We start from the raw sequence: 18,118 nt of genomic DNA on the forward strand, positions 1-18,118 counted from the left end.
AGCACCAGGCGAGCAAGGCCTCTCCAACGCCGGAGACTCGGTCGACGACGCCGGCTTCGGCGACGACCAGGGCATCGGCGACGGCACTGGACTCGGCGACGGTAACGGGAACACGGGCCAGTCGCCGGACGAGAGCCCGCAGTAGCGGCGCCGATGCGCCCGGTTCGGGCGCACTCACGTGGTGCGCCGCATGACCGCGTCCGAACCGGGTGATGACGTACTCCGGATGCGTCACGCGGCACCTGCCGCCCCTCCCCGCGGCAGTGCCACCGGGTCGAGGAGCGTTCCGGTGAGCGTGCGCACCCACCACGCGCCGGTAGCCCGGTGTTCGGCCGGTGTGGAGTAGCGGTAGCGGAACGCGCGGGCTCGGATCCAGCGGGGCGGAGCATCCGGGAACGGATTCCTGCCCATCAACCGGAGCGTGCGCCTGTCGCCCTCGAGCAGTTTCACGACGAGCATCTGGAACCACCGGGCGTCCGACGAGCCGAGCGCGAGAAACCACATCAACCAGTCAAGCCTCAGGTGGTACGGCGCGACCTGCGGCGGCATCCGTTTCACATCACCCGGTTTGCCCTTGAACTCGTACGGGATCCACTCCGACGACGGCCCCGGCCGTTCATCCGAGCACCCCTCGACGACGATCTCGATGCGGACCTTCGTCACCGTGCCGAATGCTCCATACGCGTTGACGAGGTGATACCGGTTGAAGCTCGCGTTCATCAGCTGATGCCGGGCGAACAGGTTGGCGAGCGGCCGCCAGCTCAGCACCAGCAGGAATGCGGTCACCGCGATCACGAGCGCGTCGAACCACACCGGCGTCAGCGGATACTCGGTTTTCAGGCCGTCGAAGGCGAACACCGTGCGAATCGTTCCGTCGTCGATCGCGCAGAACGCGAGCACGATGGTGATCCAGTTCAACCAGGCGAAGTTTCCGGTGAACACAAGCCACAACTGGGTGAGGACGATGAACGTCGCCGCAACGGATGCCACCGGTTGCGGCGCGAACAGAAAGAACGGCACGACGAGTTGCGCGAAGTGACTGCCGAGCACCTCACAGCGATGGAACCATTTCGGCAGGTGGTGAACGAACCAGCTGACCGGGTTCGGCATCGGCTGGGTCTCATGGTGGAACATCAGGGCGGTGAGGTCACGCCATTCGCGCCCGCCGCGCATCTTGATCATGCCGGCGCCGAACTCGAGCCGGAACACCAGCCAGCGCAGGAACAGGATCACCAGCAACGGCGGCGCCACCTGGTCCGAACCGAGGAACGCGACCACGAATCCCGCTTCGAGGAGCAGGCTCTCCCAGCCGAAACCGTAGAACGTCTGGCCGATGTTCACGATCGAGAGATACAACGCCCACACCACGAGGAACGCGATCATCGGAAGCCATGGCGGCCCGGACTGCGGCAGACCAGCGATGAGGGTCGCCGATATACCCGCGCCGACGGCCGCGACACCGAGGAGGCGATCGTCGCTGTAGCCGCGATGGAACAGGCTGGGGAACTGCTTGAAACTGACGCGACGCAGGAACCACGGCGCCGGCAACAGCCCCCGTTCGCCCAGGAGCGCCGGGAACTGGTTGGCCGCGGACACGAACGCGATCAGGTACAGCGCCGCAATGCCACGCTGAAGGACCTGGCGGGCGAGCTCATAGTCCTCGGCGGCGAACCACTCCATCACAAGCCGACGGTAGACCCGTGGCGATTCCGCTTCAACGGGTTGAGTTCAGCGCGGGCATCCCCCTGGCCGCGACGGGTTCCGGCGAGGAATCGACCGTATCCTCTCGCAAAAACGCTCGAACGAGAAGAGGTAGCCCTCGAGCCGGCGTCAGTGCCATCATCGACGAAATCGGGATCGGTTTCCTGACCGCCCGGAAGGGACACGTCATGGCACGAGTGAGCAAGAACGAGAAGACGGCGAAAGACGCGCTGAAGAATGCCCGCGAGGCAATCAAAGCCGCAACCAAGGCTGCCCAGAAGTCAAACAAGAGTGCGCGTAAGGATGCCGGCGGCTTGAAGGGAGCACTCGAGAAGGGCCTCGCCGCCTCACCGAAGCGGACCGCCACAGTGAAGAAGGCAGACGCTGGCGCCAAAGCCAAGGGCCTCAAGGGCACCAAGGCGGCCGAGGATGCCACGAAGACCAAGTCTGCAAAGAAGGACAAGGGCACGAGCGCGGCGTCCACGAAACTCGGCAAAGAGGCGAAACTCGGCAAGCTCGCCGGCAAAGACAAGACGCTCAAGGCGAACGCCACCAAGCCGGGCAAGAACATGAAGTCGGGTAAAGACGCCAAGCCAGGCAAGGAAGCGAAGGTGAGCAAGACCGCCGCGAAGGTGCAGGGCACAAAGCCCGCCCGTGAAGCCAAGACGGCCATCGTTTCCAGGCTGACGGCGCCTTCGACCGCCTCGTCATCGGCACCGGTGACCGCGAAAAGAGGACGGCGCAAGTCGACCGAACCAACGCTGCTCCAGTTGCGGGCACAGGCGAAGTCGGCCGGGCTCTCCGGCTTCTCACGTCTGAACAAGACAGATCTGCAAAACCTGCTCGGCCAACGCTAGGGCTTCTCCGACCACGCCGTTCTCACGAATTCAAGGAGGGTCGCTATGACGTTCAGCGACGACGAAATCGCAACTCCCGCGACACGAACAGTCCCAACCAACACGTTCATCCCCGCCGACGACGCGGATATGAAGACCATTGCCGGCCTCGTGAAATCAGCGAAGATCGCCCTCGTGACGACCATTACCGCGAGTGGTCACCTGCACAGTCGCCCGCTGGCCGCCCAGGAGATCGACTTCGACGGGGACCTGTGGTTCTTCACGCAGGATCCGAGTTCGAAGGTCGAAGACATCCGCAGGAACAACCAGGTCAACGCTGCATTCGAATCGGGAAAGGGATACCTCTCGGTCGCCGGGACCGCGAGCGTCGTCCACGACAGGGACAAAGTCGACGAGCTCTGGACCCCCGCCGTGGAAGCCTGGTTCCCGGAGGGCAAGGACGACCCGACAGTGGCGCTCATCAAGGTGACAGCCGAGTCGGCTGAATACTGGGCATCGAACGAACCGGGGGTGGTGACGGCGTTCAAGATCGCCAAAGCCATCGTCACGCATTCCCAACCGGATGTCGGCGAGAACAAGTCGGTGGACCTCTAGAGAACTCCCTGGGCTCAGGCCACCAGGTAGTCTTCGGCGGCGATCCAGCGAACCCCGCGTTTGTGGCTGAGTAACTGTGCGCGCACCGGGAGACCTTCCCCGGTGCAGGCGCGCTGCAGGTGCCGCGCCCAGGCGCAGTCATGGGGAGTGAGGCTGTCGCTCGCGTAGCGTTCCCAGACGAAGATCACCTGCGTCGCTCTGGCAACGTCGGCGATCTCTTTCAGGCTCGCCGCAAAAGACTCGGCGTTCCCGCCGCCCGGCGACTCCGGATAATCCGCGATCGGCATGACCAGGGGCACCTGGACATGGTCTGCGTAGAGGAACAGCATCCACACCTGCCGGGTGCACGCGCGCCCCACCAGCGCCTGCACGCGCTGCTCGATGAGCTCGTCGGTGACGAGCGGTACGTTTCTCGCCGTTTCGGCGCTGATGTCGGTCATGCTGACCATCGTGACGAACGCGCCGGTCCCGGCCAGCCGCATCCGTGTTTCTGTGGAGAAACGGATGCCTGTGGACAACTCCGTTCAGGTCGGCAGCATGACCGCAGACATCCCCGCACACCTCGTGCACCTGCGCACCGAGCCGAACTTCGGCAGCCTCGCCACCGTGCGGCAGGACACCACGGCCCCAGTGAACCCGATGTGGCTCGAGTACGACGGCGCGCGCCTGCCGTTCACCCACACGTCGAAGCGGGCAAAGTTCCGCAACCTGCAGAAGAACCCGTCGATGGCGCTTGCCGTTGTCGACCCAGAAAATCCGCAGAGTCACATCGCGGTACGGGGCGTACTGGCTGCGGTGCGGGACGACCCCACCGGCGACTTCTCCGTGCGGCTCGGCAAGCGATACGGCAAGCGGTACGGCAAGGCGACCCAGGAAGCGCCGCCCGACACAGCAGACCGGGTGATCCGCGTGATGAGGATCGCCCGGTGCATGGGCGCTGAAGCCGGGCATCCGCAGCCCAGGATGACCGCGGATGCCCCGCAGCACTACGCGGTCTGTCGCTCGTGCTCGCCCTCGGCGATCTCCTCGACGAGCTTCGCGTTGAACGCGGGCAGGTCGTCGGGCGTGCGGCTCGAAACCAGACCACTGTCGACGACGACTTCTTCGTCGACCCAGTTCGCGCCAGCGTTGACCAGGTCGGTCCTGAGGCTGGGGTAACTGGTCAGTTCACGACCGCGAACCACGTCCGCTTCGACCAGCAACCAGCCGCCATGGCAGATGACACCGACGGGTTTGTGATCCTCGAAGAATGAGCGGGCGAGGCTGACGGCAGCCGAGTCCATGCGCAGGTGGTCGCCGTTCACCACTCCACCGGGCAGAACGAGAGCATCGAACTGGTTCGAGGATGCGTCGGCAGCTCGAACGTCGACCTCCTGAGTGTGACCCTCCTTGCCGGTGAGCGTTCCGAGCTCAGGGGCGACGAGAACGGCGCTCGCGCCGGCATCCGTCACCGCCTGCCATGGGCTGGTCAACTCCGAGTCTTCGAAACCGTCCGTGAGGAGGAAGGCGACCTTCTTGCCTGAAAGCGTGTTTGTCATGGTGCTCCTTTCCGGTTGGCTACGTTACGTGGGCATCCACCGGGTTCGAAGGCCCTTGACGCACTGCTCATGGAACGACTAACCGTTGCATGGTTGGGGCGCACAACCCCGCCAATCCGGGGCCCCCATTCGTCGTACTGAGGCGTTCTTGCAGCACGGCGGTGACTCTGGCGGCGTTATGCGCCAGGTGAGCGGATGCCGCGGAGGGCGAAGCACCCCGGAGTCACTTCGCCAGCGCGTCCAGCACGGCATCGATGGCTTCGTTGACGATGTCGCTCGCGTACGGTTCGGCCAGAATGGCCCTCGCCCGGCGCGCGAACCGTTCAGTGTCACCCTGACCGGATCGGAGCGGCCGCAGCGGGGCGAGGATCGCGGCGCGCCGCAGCCAGACATTGTTCTCCGCAATCCACCGATCGAGCGTCGCCAGCGCCCGGCTGCGGCCTGCATCGTCGAGCCGCTCGATCATCGGGCCTACGACATCGGTGGCAAGCGGGTCGACGAGGGAGCGCACCCGACCCTCCCGGATGAAGCCTTCAATACGGGTGAGGTCAAAGTTGTCGAGCATCGACACGTTCGACTGAAGCAACACGACCGCGGCGAGCCGACGCTCGAACACCGGAACGTCCCACAGTTCGGAGGCGAGGGCAGTGACCTCGTCATGGGACATTCCGCGGAACTTCCGGGATGCATCCCGCACGGTGCCGCGCACCGCACCGACCGAGGCGCCGTACGACCGCAGACCGCTCGCCCCTCGGTCGTCGACAGGCGGAGTCCACGCGGTTTCGCGCTGCAGGGCCGCGTCGATGAACTCCCCGGCCGCACTCATGCGACCATTCTTGCCGACCGTCGTCGGCTACGACAGGTCAGGAGTTCGATTCGGTCTGCGCGAGGGCCCCTGGGTTGAATCGGTGCTCCGGGTCGATGGTTCCCAGGATGCGGGCCATGATGCGGTCGAGGTCGTCGACATCCTCCGCCGAGAGCGGATCGATGACGTTCTCCCGAACATTGGTGACGTGTCCAGGAGCCGTGTCGACCACTTTCCCCAGGCCGGCATCGGTCAGCCGCGCATTCGTGGCCCGCCGGTCCTCGACGCAGGGGGTGCGCTCGATGAAGCCGCGCTTCTCCAGCCGGGAGACGACGTGGGAGAGACGAGGGAGCGTCGCGTTGGTCGCCGATGCGAGCCCCGTCATCCGCAGGGTGCGGTCCGGCGCCTCAGAGAGCATCGCGAGCACGAAGTACTCGAAGTGGCTCAGCTCGGCGTCGCGCTGCAGCTGGGAGTCGAGTAACCCTGGCAGGAGTTCGACCACAGCGACGAACTTCTTCCACGCCCGAAGTTCTTCGGCATTGAGCCAGCGCACGTCATTCATGAATACATTCTATCCAATACTTGACGCTACAACCAACTATCGCTAGCGTTGCTTGTATCAACAACCAATCGGGCTGGCGCCCGGACAACTGAGGAGATCACCATGACGAACGTCACCATCATCGGAGCCGGCAACATGGGCTCGGCCGTCGCAGGGATCGCCCTGGCCGGCGGCAACGGTGTTCAGGTCCTGGCCCGCGAGGCCGACAAAGCAGAAGTCAACCCGCAGGTAACCGCCGGGGTGGTCGGTGACACCATCACCGGTGACGTCGTCGTCTTCGCACTGCCATACCCGGCGGTGTCCGAGGTTCTCGACACCTACGCCGGACAGCTCGACGGCAAGATCCTCGTCGATCTCACGAACCCGCTCGACTTCTCCACCTTCGATGACCTCGTCGTGCCTGCCGACAGCTCGGCTGCCGCCCAGTTCGCCGCCCAGGTGCCAGGAGCCCACGTTCTGAAGGCACTCAACACCAACTTCGCGGCCACCCTGACGACCGGCTCGGTCGGCGACGCGACGACCACCGTGCTCATCGCCGGGGACGACGCGGACGCCAAGGCCACCTTCGCGGCCATCATCGAAGGCGGCGGACTGAACGCCGTTGACGCCGGTTCGCTCAAGCGCGCCCGCGAGCTCGAAGCCCTCGGCTTCCTGCAGCTGACCCTGGCCGCCGGAGAGAAGATCTCCTGGGCCGCCGGTTTCGCACTCATCAAGTAAGGACACAAGCATGTTCTGATGGCCCCGGTCCGCTACCACGGGCCGGGGCCATCGTCATCAGAAGCGCGGGCCGCCGGGGCAAGAAGCAACCCGCCCCTCTCAGCAACCTCCGCCCGTAGAATGGTCAGGCAGCGGTGGTCTCCGTCGTGCCGCTGGCGCTCCGCACAGCGCATTCTCCGCCCCACAAGGGCGACCATTCGGGAAGGGTGGCGATTTGACGTCAGTTAACAAGCATCACGCAACAAAGATCGAGGCGTCAGCAGACGCATTCCGTCGCGACGACCCGATCACCGCTTCGATGCCGATCATCAGTGACGTCCCCGAACTCGTCCTCCTCTCGAGCGGCACCCGCGCGAACCGCTTCTCCCGTGACGACGTGGTGCTCCGCAAAGGCGAGTACACACTGATCAACGGTCACCTCACCCCGCGCGAGTCGATGATCACCGACCTGCTCTCTCTGCGCGGTGTGCTCGAACGGCACGAAATCCCGTATCTGCTGGTCCGCGGTGGCTCAGACAACCTCGTTCTCGCCGTCGACCGCAAGTGCCGCAAGCAACTGACCGCTGCCTTCGGCGACGCGTACGCCAACGAGCCGTTCTACGCCAAGCAGCTTGACCCCGCCGCCATCCGCTCCGGCAAGCGCTCGAAGAAAGCGGATGCCCCATCGGCGCTTCTCGCGGACGGCGCGTTGATGACGTTCCGCAAGGCATCCGTCTTCCGTCTCTACCGCCCACGCATCGAACCGATCGGCCGGCTGCGGTACGGACCGGAGACTGCCGTGCAGCTCGAACTGTGGCGGTTCGATGAGGACGAGATCGTCGCGCCTGTCGAGAATGCGCTCATGCGCCGCAATTTGCCGCGCTCCGAAGCCCTCGAGGACACTGTGGAGATGTTCGGTCAGACCTGGCCGACGCTTCAGAACATGTTCGCCGAACTCGCGAGCGACGTCAGCTTCGACATCGACATGGTGTTCTCCTGGGTCGACGGCTCCAGCGCCGAGTTCCAGCGCGCTCGCGCCAAGCGCATGCAGAGCTACGTCGTCGGCGACGGCGATGATTCAGAGGCGCGGTTCCGCCAGATCAATGAACTGAAGTACGCCCTTCGCAGCGTGTACATGTTCGCCCCCTGGGTGCGCCGCATTTTCATCGTGACCGATTCGCCCAGACCGGAGTGGCTCGCCGAGCATCCCGCCGTCACCCTTGTTCGCAGCGAGGACCACTTCGCCGACACGAGCGTGCTTCCGATCCACAATTCGCACGCCGTCGAAGCGCAGTTGCACCACATCGACGGCCTAGCCGAGCACTTCCTCTACTCGAACGACGACATGTTCTTCGGCCGGCCGATCAAACCCGAGGTCTTCTTCTCGCCGGGTGGGATCACCAAGTTCGTCGAGGCATCCACCCGGATCGGCCTCGGCGAGAGCGACCCGTCGCGAAGCGGGTACGAGAACGCCGCGCGGGTGAACCGCCGGCTGCTTCGCGAGCGCTTCGGCAAGGTCACCACCCGGCACCTCGAGCACTCCGCTGCGCCGATCCGCAAGAGCGTGCTCCACGAAATGGAGCGCGAGTTCCCCGAGGACTTCGCCCGTACGGCGGCCAGCCGGTTCCGCTCGGCGACCGACATCTCGGTGACGAACTCGCTGTACCACTACTACGCGCTGATGACCGGGCGGGCCGTCGTGCAGACGAACGCACGCGTCAAGTACATCGAGACGACCCTCAAGTCTGCGATCCCGTCGATGGAACGGCTCCTCAAACGCCGCGACCAGGACATGTTCTGCCTCAACGACGGCTCCAAGCCCGAGATCTCGGTGGAAGAGCGCACCCAGGCGGTCACCACGTTCCTTGAGCACTACTTCCCGTTCCCCGCGCCGTGGGAGACCGTGGTCGCGATGCACTCGACGGATGCCGCCCCAGCGACGGATGCCGGCTAACCCGGTGATCGAGTAGCGAAGCGTATCGAGATCCGTCACCGGATGACCGGATCTCGATACACAGCCTCGCTGCGCTCGGTCGCTACTCGTCCAGCGAAGAGGGCTCGGTCGCTACTCGATCAGCGAAGAGCCGTCAGGTGAGAACCGGGATCGACTCGGTCGGCGGCGACTGTGACGTGACCATCGGGTCGATGTCGAGCTGCACGAAGCCGCTGGCGTCGTCGAACCGCACGCCGAGGGCGCTGAGCCGGCGGGCGCTCTCGTCGGCGTCGATGTAGTCGAGCGTCGGGAAGCTGCCGAGCGGCACAACAGAGTGCAGCACCGTGTTCGGGTACACGTGCACGAGGTTGAAGGCGCGGGCCCCGTCACGGCCGCGTGTGCCGCCGACCGGAACGGTGAGATCCTGCGTGTAGCAGGTGGCGGATGCCACGGACACCGGGATTCCAGCGAACGTCGCCGTCGATGAATAGTGCAGGTGACCGGCAAGGATGCTGCGCACATCAGTGCCCTCGAGCACCTCGGCGAGGTCCTTCTGGTCGCGAAGTTCCACGGTGGCGGCAAGGTCGAGCACACTCGGCACCGGCGGATGGTGCATCGCGAGGATCGTGCCGTCCGGTGCAGGAACGGCAAGCTCTTCGGCAAGCCAGTCGAGCTGGTCGCCGGTGACCTCACCGTAGTGGTGACCGGGAACGGTGGTGTCGAGGGTGATGATCCGGAGTCCGTTGATCTCGTACACCCGGTCGACAGGGCGTTGGGTCGGCACTTCGTTGAAGAGCCCCGCCCTGAAGGCCTCGCGGTCGTCGTGGTTGCCCATCACCCAGATGACGCGGGCGCCGAGGCGCCGAGCGGCCGGGTCGACGATGCGGCGAAGGCGCTCGTACGCCTCGGGTTCACCGCGGTCGGCGAGGTCTCCGGTGAAGACAATCGCTTCGGGGCGCCCCCCTGAAGCCTCAAGCTCGGTGAAAACCTGCCTGAGGTGCGTCTCGCTGTCCACCTGGTCGTAGAGCTTGTTGCCCCCCGCCAGAAGGTGCGTGTCGCTGATGTGAAGTATGAAGTGATCCGGCCTCGGGTACTCAGCCGTTCGCGTGGTCACAATCCGTCCAATCGGGTTTGGCGGTGGTGTTTGCTGATCAACACCTATGTTCGTCAACAACGTATTCGATCAGACAATTCCGAACGATCCATGAACGGCACGCGACGCGCCGGTTACTGGCGCCCCCGGTTCGGGGCTGCAGAACGCCGTCAAGGGGTCGCCCGGCGGATTGTGCCGGTGACATACTGGCGACCAATGACTTCGCCAGACGCAATCGTGATCGGATCAGGCCCCAACGGCCTGGCAGCCGCCGTCACCCTCGCTCGCGCGGGTGTCTCCGTCCACGTCTACGAGCGGGAAAACACCATCGGGGGCGGGTCGAGGACGTCGGAGGTGACGCTGCCGGGCTTCCATCACGACATCTGTTCCGCCGTCCACCCGATGGCATACGCATCCGCGTTCTTTCAGCAGTTCAGGCTCGCCGACCGTCTCGACTTCGTGACTCCTGAACTCTCCTACGGCCACCCACTCGACGGCGGTCGGGCCGGCCTGGCCTGGCGCTCGCTCGACCGCACCGCCGACGGCCTCGGCGCCGACGGGGCGGCCTGGCGGCGGCTGTTCGCCCCGTTGTCCGAGCACGCGGATGCTGTCTCGCAGTTCACCGGCTCGTCGCTGTTTCGCGTGCCGAAGCATCCGATCACCCTCGCCCGATTCGGCCTGCGGGCCCTCGAGCAGGGCAGCCCGCTGTGGAACGCCCGTTGGCGTGAGGACGTCGCCCCCGCAATGCTGACCGGCGTGCTCGCGCACAGCATCCGCCCCCTGCCCGGTTTCGCACCGACGGCCGCCGGGCTCGTGCTCGCCAGTTACGCCCATGCCTCTGGCTGGCCCATCCCGGTAGGCGGAAGCCAGGGGATCGTCGATGTGATGGCGGCGGATGTCATCGCCCACGGCGGCGAAATCGTCACCGGCCACGAGGTGACCAGCCTCCGTGAGCTACCGCCGAGCCGGGCGGTGCTGTTCGACACGAGCGCCAGCGGCCTCGAACGGATCGCCGGGAACCGACTCCCGCCCGGTTACCGGCGCAGGCTCTCCCGGTTCAGCTACGGCAACGCCGTCGCCAAGGTCGACTTCGCCCTGTCCGGCCCGGTGCCGTGGACTCATCCGGATCTCGCCCAGACCGGCACCCTGCACCTCGGCGGAACCCGGGCCGACATCGCCCGCGCCGAACGGGACGTCGCTCGCGGCAAGCATCCCGAGAATCCGTACGTCCTCGTCTCGCAACCGTCCAACTTCGACCCGACTCGCGCCCCGGAGGGAAAACACACCCTGTGGGCGTACACCCACGTCCCCCGCGGGTCGACCGTCGACCGGACAGAAGCCATCACCCGCCAGATCGAACGATTCGCTCCGGGGTTCCGGGACCTGATCCTCGCCTCAGCATCGAAGAGCGCAGCCGACTACGAGCAGTACAACCCCAACTACATCGGCGGGGACATCTCCGCGGGCGACGTCGATCTCGTGCAACTCCTAGCGCGTCCGGTTCTCTCCGCGCAGCCGTGGCGTACTCCACTTGAGGGCGTCTACCTGTGCTCCTCGTCGACACCTCCCGGCCCCGGTGTGCACGGCCTGCCCGGCTGGAACGCCGCGCTTCTCGCTTTGCACGACGTCTTCGGCATGACCACACCACCCTCACTCGCGCCCGACTCCCTTCCCGAACCGTAGGAGAACCATGTCCGTCAACTACCGTTTCATCGAGGCCACCCCTGATGAGGTGTTCGCTGTCCTCGCGAACGGCTGGTTATACCCAAGCTGGGTGGTCGGTGCCTCCCGGATGCGTGATGTGGACGATGCCTGGCCGGCGGAGGGTGCCCGGCTCTTCCACTCGTTCGGCGTCTGGCCGTTCCTTCTCAACGACTCGACCTCCGTCCTCGAGTGGGAGCCTCCCTCCCACATGAAGGTCAAGGCACGTGGTTGGCCGATCGGCGAGGCCCACGTGACTCTCGACGTGAAGGAGCGCAGGGGCGGATGCGTCGTCCGCATCCGTGAGGACGCCGTTCGCGGTCCCGGACGTTATATCCCCGGCCCGCTCCGCCAGCTCCTGCTCCACGCCCGCAACACGGAGACCCTCCAGCGGCTCGCCTTCCTCGCCGAAGGCGGAGCCACAGCGAACTGAGCCGATGACGCTCAACAGGGCCGGCTGAGGCTCGTTGACGCTCACCAGGAGCGAATGCGCCTTCTCGGGGCCGGCATCCTGTGACATGTACGTCGCGGAGCCGCGAGGTTCGGTGCTCGGAGCAGTGGCGCGATCGCCGATCAACGGACAGAATTGACGCATGAGCACCGCGGCTCCTCCAGCCCTCGGCGGCCGGGACGGGAGCCCGGTCACCTCGATCGGTGTCGACATCGGCACGAACACGAAAGTGGTTCTTCTCGAGGTCGCGGATCGCTCCGGAGTTGCCCGTGAACGCGGCGTCCGATCCTTCCGCACCCCGGACCTGCCCGGTGAACTCGGCGGCGCTGTTCTCTCCGCGATCCGCCGATTGACGTCGACGCAACATCGGCGCCCGGTCGCCGTCGGGATCGCCTCGATGGAGGAGAGCGGGATCATCCTCGACAAGCTGGGACGGCCCGTCGGCCCGATCGTGCGCTGGACGTCGGCGGGGACCTCCGCCCTGTTCGACGAACTCGGCTCTGCAAGGCGGGAGGCACTCGCTCTCGCAACCGGAGTGCCTGCGCTGCCGGAAGCCCCGCTCGCGGCCTGGCACCAACTCCAGGCCGAGCAACCCGATCGCTGGCAGAGGCTCGCCCGCTGGGCGGGCATGGCCGATTTCATCGGCGTGATGCTCACCCGGGAACTCGCCACCGACCATACGCTCGCCGGCCGGACGATGGCGTACCGACTCCCTCCACCGGGCAGCCCCGTGAGCACGAGCTTCGACGACGACCTGCTGAGCCTCGTCGGCATGTCGATCGACCAGATGCCGCGGATCTTGGCGCCGGGGGAGCCCGTCGGCATCCTCGTGCCCGGCGCCGCGGAGGCCGCGGGTCTCTCGCCGGACACGCCCGTTTTCATCGCCGGTCACGATCACGCGGTTGCCGCGTGGGCGGCCGGCGTGCGAAACGACGGGCAGGCGGCCGACTCGCTCGGCACAACGGAGGCGCTTCTCCGGGTCGCCGGAGAACCCGTCGATCGCGGAGCCGCACTGGCCGCCGGAATGAGCGTCACCCGCACGGTAGCCGGGAATCGTGAATGCCTTCTCGCGGGAGCGAGCGGCGGAATGATGGTCGCCCGGTGGATCGCCTCCCATCCCGAGAAGGATGCCGACGTGCTGTTCCGCGCTCTCGAACTCGAAGGCCCCGGCGACGCGTTCGTGCTGCCGTATCCGGGCGGACGCCAGTGCCCGCAGCCAGACCCGGCCCCTCGCGACGAGCTCGTTGGGAGAACCGAGACGACGACCGACCACCTTCGCGCTGTTCTCCTCGGCCTGACTCTTCACCTGCGGTGGATGGGAGAGACCCAGAACCGGATCCTCGGCTCAGCACCGATCGGGCTGCGAATCGTCGGCGGTGCCGCCGCACACAACGCGGCCTGGAACCGACTGAAGTTCCGGCTTCTGCATGCTCCGCTGGCCGTGGTGGAGGCTCGCGAACCGGTCGCCTCAGGTGCCGCCCTGCGCGCCGCTGTGCTGTGCGGCGCAGCTTCCCCTGACGTTGCACTGCCATCTCTGTCGTTTCCGTCACACCCCCATCCACGGGCGGACGAGCTTTTCGGGGCATTCGTCGAGGCAGCGACGTCCGTACCCCCGCCCCCATCGAAGGCAGGGAGCGATGACCCCGCCAACGCTTGAGAGCATCGCCCGCCCTTCCGGCGCTCTCGCGATGGTCGCGATGGATCCGCGCGAGAGCCTCCGAACCATGTTCGACGCCGCAGGCGCCGGGCGTCCGCCCGACCGGGCCCTCATCGATTTCAAACGGAACGTCGCGGATGTTCTCGGCCCGCTGGCATCCGGATTCCTCCTCGACCGTGAGTACGGTTTCGACGAAATCCGTGCGCGACTCGCACCGACGGCCGGTCCCATCCTTGCCGCGGATGCGCTCACGCAGGATCACGGTGCACCGGTCGAGGAGACCGGGCTGGACCCCGTCGTGCTTGAGCCGGACTTCGACCTTCGCGGAGTGGATGTATGCCCACCACACGATCACCGCCAGCCAGGTCGGCCACGATGTCCTCATCCGTGCCGCCCTCAGCAGCACCGCCTGAAACTTCACGAAACCCGGCTGCTGTGCACGCCAAACCGGGTCGAGCTCTCCGTCCTCGTCGAGGGAAGCGGTCGGATCGCCGAGTTCACCGCCTTCGGCACGGAGGCCCCGGCGAGGATCCAGCCGACCAGAATTCATGCCGCTCTGGCCCAGGACGCGCACGGGTACCGTGCGACGCTTCATGGGATCACCTTTCCCAGCCGAGGCAGACCCACGGCTCCACGGTGCACGTGAGCCGCTTCTCCTCCCGGGAACGGGGTTGACATGGGAACGATTCCAGACGGTAGCCGACAGCGACCGACGGCGACCAGACCGCACCCACGTTCGCCCTGTAACGGTATGGCCACGGCCGGGCCAGCAGCCTTGGCAACCCCTTGTTTGCGGGTGGGTGCTGCACTAGCTTGCCCCGTGTGGAAAGGATTCCAGCTTCTATGGGGAGCCTCGTTCACATCGACCGGCGACGACGCCGAGCTTGATCTCTGATCGAAGGGAAAACACATGAAAACGAGGCAGAACATGCTTCTCGCCTTCACAGCGACGGCATCCGTCCTCGCGCTGACCGCCTGCGGAGGCGGCGCCGGAACGACCGAGGACACATCGTTCAGTGACAGTCCAACCGGCGCCCTCTCGGCCTGGGGATTCGATAACGCGGACGAGGTGGGCACATCCCGGCTCGATTACGCCGAGAAGGAGTTGAGCGACATCGACATCAAGATCGATGCGACAGCTTTCGATGCACAGAAGTTCACGACGCGCGTCGCCAGTGGCAACGTGCCGGACGTCGTGCAGATGGACCGGCAGTTCGTCGGGACCTACGCGGCGCAGGGGCTCATTCTTCCGCTCGATGAGTGCTTCGCGGCACACGGAGTCAAGCCTGACGAGCAGTACTACGAGTCCGTCATGGACGACGTCTCCTGGGACGACAAGGTGTGGGCCGTTCCGCAGTTCTATCAGCCACCGGCGATCATGCTCAACAAGCGGGTGATGGATGCGGCCGGCGTCACCTCCGACCAGATGGACACCTCGAAGCCCGACGTGCTGCTCGAAGCGATCGGCGCGATGTACAAGGAGTCCGGTGGGAACCCGAGCGTGATCGGCTTCGACTCGATGGGCGTCAACCAGGCCGGTCTGTGGATGCTCGGCCAGGGTGGAAAACTGATGGATGATGAGGGCATTCCTGCCCTCGACGACCCGAACAACGCCAAAGCCATCGACTACCTCAAGCAACTGTTCAATGCTCAGGGCGGATACGCGAAGTACAAGAGCTTCACGGACTCCTTCGACACCTTCGGTGACAACAACCCGTACGTCGCAGACCAGGTCGGCGCGCAGGTGAACGCTCAGTGGTACGTGAACGTGCTGACCCCCTACGTCGACCAGGTCGACATCGAGGCGGTGCCGTTCAAGAACGCCGATGGCGAGCCGTTCGCGGTCGCCAGCGGAACCTCGTTCGTGATCCCCGCAGGGGCGAAGAATGCGGATGCCGCCTGCGCGTGGGCGCTCAATCTCACGTCGGAAGACGCCTGGATGGCAGCAGGCGAAGCTCGGGCGAAGACGATCGAAGCGGAGCCGGGCGCGATCAACACCGGCCTCTTCACCGGATCCCCGGCCGCTGACGAGGCCATCCGCGACAAGTTCGTGAAGGAGAGCGGAAACGCCGGGTTCGACCAGACGATCGGGACCTTCTACGACATCGTGGGTGAGGGTGAGTCATATGGCGCATCCCCAGCCGGCCAGGAGATCCAGACCGAACTGAAGAACGCCGTGACCTCGGCGCTCCTCGGTGACAAGACCTCCGAAGAAGCTCTCGACGACGCACAGAAAGCTGCGATGCGGGCTTATGACAAGGCGGTGCAGAAGTAACGCAAGCACAGGGGAGCGGGCGGTCCCTTCGCGGGCCGCCCGCTCTTCTGTGCCCGCCTGTACACGCACTCCGGACCCGAACACCCCTTGGGCACCAGGTGTTCCCGTCCGCAGCACGTGAATCGGTGACGGATGCGGCCCGCCTGTACACCCACTCCTGGCCCGAACACCACGTGAATCCACCCCCCGCGCGCCAGGTGAACCCGTCCGCAGCCGGAGAAAAGGCCGCCGCGGCGTCTCAACCTTTGCGGCCCTGGGTGGCCACACCCTCGATGAAGTACCGCTGACCGAACGCGAAGATCAGCAGCATCGGGATCGTGATGATGAGCGACGCCACCATGACGTACTGGTAGTCGCCGTGCCCACCGGCCGTCGGGCTGTACTTCGTCATCGCGTACGCGATGCCGAGCGGAGCGGTGAACTCCTCGACCGAACCGGCGTTGAGGTAGATCAGCGCCGCCTGGAGGTTGTTCCAGCTCGCCTGGAACTCGAACACGAACACGATGATGAACGACGGGATCGACAAGGGCATCGCGATCCGCCTGAACAGTCCCCAGTAGCTCGCCCCATCGATGCGCGCGGCCTCGAACAGTTCCCTCGGCAATCCGAGGAAGAACTGGCGCTGAAGGAAGATGTAGAACGCCGATCCGAACAGGTTCGCACCCCACAACGGAACCCAGGTGCCGATGAGGCCGATCTCCTTCCAGATCAGGTACTGGGGGATCATGGTCACAGCGCCCGGCAGCATCATCGTCGCGAGCACGAGCCCGAACAGCAGGTTGCGAGCAGGGAACGTGAAGTAGGCGAACCCGAACGCGACCACCGAACTCGCCACGGCTACCGCCGTCGCCGCCAGCAGGGCGATGGCGATGCTGTTGAACATCCAGCTGATCAGCGGCAACTGATCCCAGACCTCGACGTAGTTGTCAGGCACGAAGGTTCTCGGCCACAGCGAGTTGTCGAACACCTGCCCGCGTGGCTTGAGGCTTGCCGAGAGGAGCCAGACGAACGGGTACATGAAGAGCAGCGCGAAGAAGATCAACGCGATCCACAGCACGATTTTGCCGATGACGCTCTTCGGCTTGTACCATCGGTCGGGTTTGCGCGATGGCAGGTCCTCACGCGGCGGCGGCCCCGTCACTGCCTGTTCACCGATGACCTGGCCTTTGAGCCGGACCGCTTCAGGTGAAGATTCGGTGAGGCTCATCAGTGGTCATCCCCTTCGTAGTACACGAATCGGTTCCCGAACTTCATCTGGATGAAGGTGATCAGCATGATGATCATGAACAGCAGCCAGGCCATCGCGGCGGCGAAGCCGAAATTGAATTGCCGGAACGCCTGCTGGAACAGGTACACCGCGTAGAACAGTGAGGACTCCGGGGACGCGTTCGATTGATCTCGCCAGAACAGGAGGTAAGCCTGGTCGAACGTCTGGAACGCGGCGATCGTGAGCACAATGAGGTTGAAGAAGATCGCGCTCGAGATCATCGGGATCGTGATGGCGAAGAACTGCCGCACCGGGCCGGCGCCGTCGAGCGACGCCACCTCGTACAGGTCCCTCGGAACGTTCTTGAGCGCCGCGAGGAAGATGACCATGGTTCCGCTGACCGTCCACAGCGTCATGAGCACAATCGATGGCTTGACCCACGCCGGGTCGACCAACCACTGCGGTCCCTGGATCCCGATCACCTCGAGACCCTTGTTGATCGCGCCGGAGTTGCCGTTCAGAAGCAGGAGAAAGACGGATGCCGTCGCGACGGTCGGCGTCATCTTCGGCAGGTAGTAGACGGTGCGAAAGAATCCGGCACCTTTGCCGACCCTGGCGAGCAGCATGGCGAGGAACAACGCGAATGCGATTTCGAGTGGAACGGCCATGAGCGCGTACACCAGGGTGTTCATCAGCGAGAGTCCGACCTTCGGGTCCTCGAAGAGTTGCGCGTAGTTCGCGAAGCCGACCGGTGTGGCCGTGTTTCGTGCGAGGTTGTAGTCGCTGAATGAGATGACGAGGCTGTAAACCATCGCGCCGAGCGTGAAGACGAGGAATCCGATGATCCACGGGGCGATGAACAGATAACCGGCTATGGACTCACGCCGGTTGTACTTCGATCTGAACGCCGCCTTCCTTTTCACACGCCTGGACACCGGAGCCGGGGCGGGGCCGTCACGCCTGACGGCGGTAGTCACTGATGCACCCCGGGCGGAGAGCCCTGGTCACGGACGTCGCTGTGTTTCATCGCATTCCCCTTGTCACGGTT

17 protein-coding genes and 1 pseudogene are annotated in these 18,118 nt (G+C 65.2%); 10 read left to right on the plus strand and 8 right to left on the minus strand.

Annotated features, from left to right (window positions below):
• Positions 1 to 231: 231 nt before the first annotated feature.
• Positions 232 to 1,680, minus strand: a complete 1,449-nt coding sequence (locus tag JWP90_RS02480; RefSeq protein ID WP_297359297.1) for a lipase maturation factor family protein — start codon at positions 1,678 to 1,680, stop codon at positions 232 to 234.
• A gap of 209 nt (positions 1,681 to 1,889) precedes the next feature.
• Between JWP90_RS02480 and JWP90_RS02485 the strand changes: the two genes are divergently transcribed.
• Both JWP90_RS02485 and JWP90_RS02490 read left to right on the plus strand, forming a co-directional pair.
• The gene (locus JWP90_RS02485) at positions 1,890 to 2,558 is read left to right on the plus strand and encodes a hypothetical protein (protein ID WP_297359244.1); all 669 of its coding nucleotides are present in this window, start codon (positions 1,890 to 1,892) and stop codon (positions 2,556 to 2,558) included.
• A gap of 45 nt (positions 2,559 to 2,603) precedes the next feature.
• The gene (locus JWP90_RS02490; RefSeq protein WP_297359246.1) at positions 2,604 to 3,152 is read left to right on the plus strand and encodes a pyridoxamine 5'-phosphate oxidase family protein; all 549 of its coding nucleotides are present in this window, start codon (positions 2,604 to 2,606) and stop codon (positions 3,150 to 3,152) included.
• A gap of 14 nt (positions 3,153 to 3,166) precedes the next feature.
• Here JWP90_RS02490 and JWP90_RS02495 read toward each other — a convergent pair whose 3' ends face one another.
• Positions 3,167 to 3,592, minus strand: a complete 426-nt coding sequence (locus JWP90_RS02495) for a hypothetical protein (protein WP_297359248.1) — start codon at positions 3,590 to 3,592, stop codon at positions 3,167 to 3,169.
• Between the two features lie 97 nt (positions 3,593 to 3,689).
• On the opposite strand from JWP90_RS02495, the pseudogene JWP90_RS02500 reads away from it, so the two are divergent.
• Positions 3,690 to 3,944: pseudogene (locus JWP90_RS02500) on the plus strand (pyridoxamine 5'-phosphate oxidase family protein); the annotation flags it as partial.
• 194 nt (positions 3,945 to 4,138) lie between these two features.
• Here JWP90_RS02500 and JWP90_RS02505 read toward each other — a convergent pair.
• From JWP90_RS02505 to JWP90_RS02515, 3 genes are all read right to left on the minus strand, one after another.
• Positions 4,139 to 4,690 carry a type 1 glutamine amidotransferase domain-containing protein gene (locus JWP90_RS02505; RefSeq protein ID WP_297359250.1) on the minus strand — a complete coding sequence of 184 codons (552 nt, stop codon included), beginning with the start codon at positions 4,688 to 4,690 and terminating at the stop codon, positions 4,139 to 4,141.
• Between the two features lie 223 nt (positions 4,691 to 4,913).
• A complete protein-coding gene (locus JWP90_RS02510; RefSeq protein ID WP_297359252.1) occupies positions 4,914 to 5,516 on the minus strand; it encodes a DNA alkylation repair protein in 603 nt (200 codons plus the stop codon).
• A 37-nt stretch (positions 5,517 to 5,553) separates the two neighbouring features.
• On the minus strand, positions 5,554 to 6,057 hold the full coding sequence (locus JWP90_RS02515) for a MarR family transcriptional regulator (RefSeq protein WP_297359254.1): 504 nt from the start codon (positions 6,055 to 6,057) through the stop codon (positions 5,554 to 5,556).
• Positions 6,058 to 6,159: 102 nt separating this feature from the next.
• On the opposite strand from JWP90_RS02515, the gene JWP90_RS02520 reads away from it, so the two are divergent.
• A complete protein-coding gene (locus JWP90_RS02520) occupies positions 6,160 to 6,774 on the plus strand; it encodes an NAD(P)-binding domain-containing protein (RefSeq protein WP_297359255.1) in 615 nt (204 codons plus the stop codon).
• 298 nt (positions 6,775 to 7,072) lie between these two features.
• Positions 7,073 to 8,707 carry a stealth family protein gene (locus JWP90_RS02525; protein ID WP_297359299.1) on the plus strand — a complete coding sequence of 545 codons (1,635 nt, stop codon included), beginning with the start codon at positions 7,073 to 7,075 and terminating at the stop codon, positions 8,705 to 8,707.
• A 133-nt stretch (positions 8,708 to 8,840) separates the two neighbouring features.
• On the opposite strand, the gene JWP90_RS02530 is transcribed toward JWP90_RS02525, so the two are convergent.
• Positions 8,841 to 9,800, minus strand: coding sequence for a phosphodiesterase (locus JWP90_RS02530; protein ID WP_297359256.1), 960 nt, complete (start codon positions 9,798 to 9,800; stop codon positions 8,841 to 8,843).
• Positions 9,801 to 9,995: 195 nt separating this feature from the next.
• On the opposite strand from JWP90_RS02530, the gene JWP90_RS02535 reads away from it, so the two are divergent.
• The 5 genes from JWP90_RS02535 (at position 9,996) to JWP90_RS02555 (ending at position 15,863) form a co-directional block, all read left to right on the plus strand.
• Positions 9,996 to 11,462 (plus strand): NAD(P)/FAD-dependent oxidoreductase, encoded by a 1,467-nt coding sequence (locus JWP90_RS02535; protein ID WP_297359258.1) that lies wholly within the window; start codon positions 9,996 to 9,998, stop codon positions 11,460 to 11,462.
• Positions 11,463 to 11,469: 7 nt separating this feature from the next.
• Positions 11,470 to 11,913, plus strand: coding sequence for an SRPBCC family protein (locus JWP90_RS02540; protein ID WP_297359260.1), 444 nt, complete (start codon positions 11,470 to 11,472; stop codon positions 11,911 to 11,913).
• A gap of 160 nt (positions 11,914 to 12,073) precedes the next feature.
• A complete protein-coding gene (locus tag JWP90_RS02545) occupies positions 12,074 to 13,588 on the plus strand; it encodes an FGGY family carbohydrate kinase (RefSeq protein WP_297359262.1) in 1,515 nt (504 codons plus the stop codon).
• Entirely contained in the window at positions 13,569 to 14,234 is a 666-nt protein-coding gene (locus JWP90_RS02550) for a hypothetical protein (RefSeq protein WP_297359264.1), read from the plus strand. Before JWP90_RS02545 ends, JWP90_RS02550 begins: the two co-directional genes overlap by 20 nt.
• A gap of 264 nt (positions 14,235 to 14,498) precedes the next feature.
• Positions 14,499 to 15,863 (plus strand): extracellular solute-binding protein, encoded by a 1,365-nt coding sequence (locus JWP90_RS02555; protein WP_297359266.1) that lies wholly within the window; start codon positions 14,499 to 14,501, stop codon positions 15,861 to 15,863.
• A 238-nt stretch (positions 15,864 to 16,101) separates the two neighbouring features.
• On the opposite strand, the gene JWP90_RS02560 is transcribed toward JWP90_RS02555, so the two are convergent.
• Complete coding sequence (locus tag JWP90_RS02560) at positions 16,102 to 17,070, minus strand: carbohydrate ABC transporter permease (protein WP_297359268.1); 969 nt, start codon at positions 17,068 to 17,070, stop codon at positions 16,102 to 16,104.
• On the minus strand, positions 17,070 to 18,005 hold the full coding sequence (locus tag JWP90_RS02565) for a carbohydrate ABC transporter permease (RefSeq protein ID WP_297359300.1): 936 nt from the start codon (positions 18,003 to 18,005) through the stop codon (positions 17,070 to 17,072). Before JWP90_RS02565 ends, JWP90_RS02560 begins: the two co-directional genes overlap by 1 nt.
• Positions 18,006 to 18,118: the final 113 nt, after the last annotated feature.

Origin of the sequence: Mycetocola sp. (assembly GCF_025464835.1) — a bacterium.
GTDB lineage: Bacteria > Actinomycetota > Actinomycetes > Actinomycetales > Microbacteriaceae > Mycetocola_A.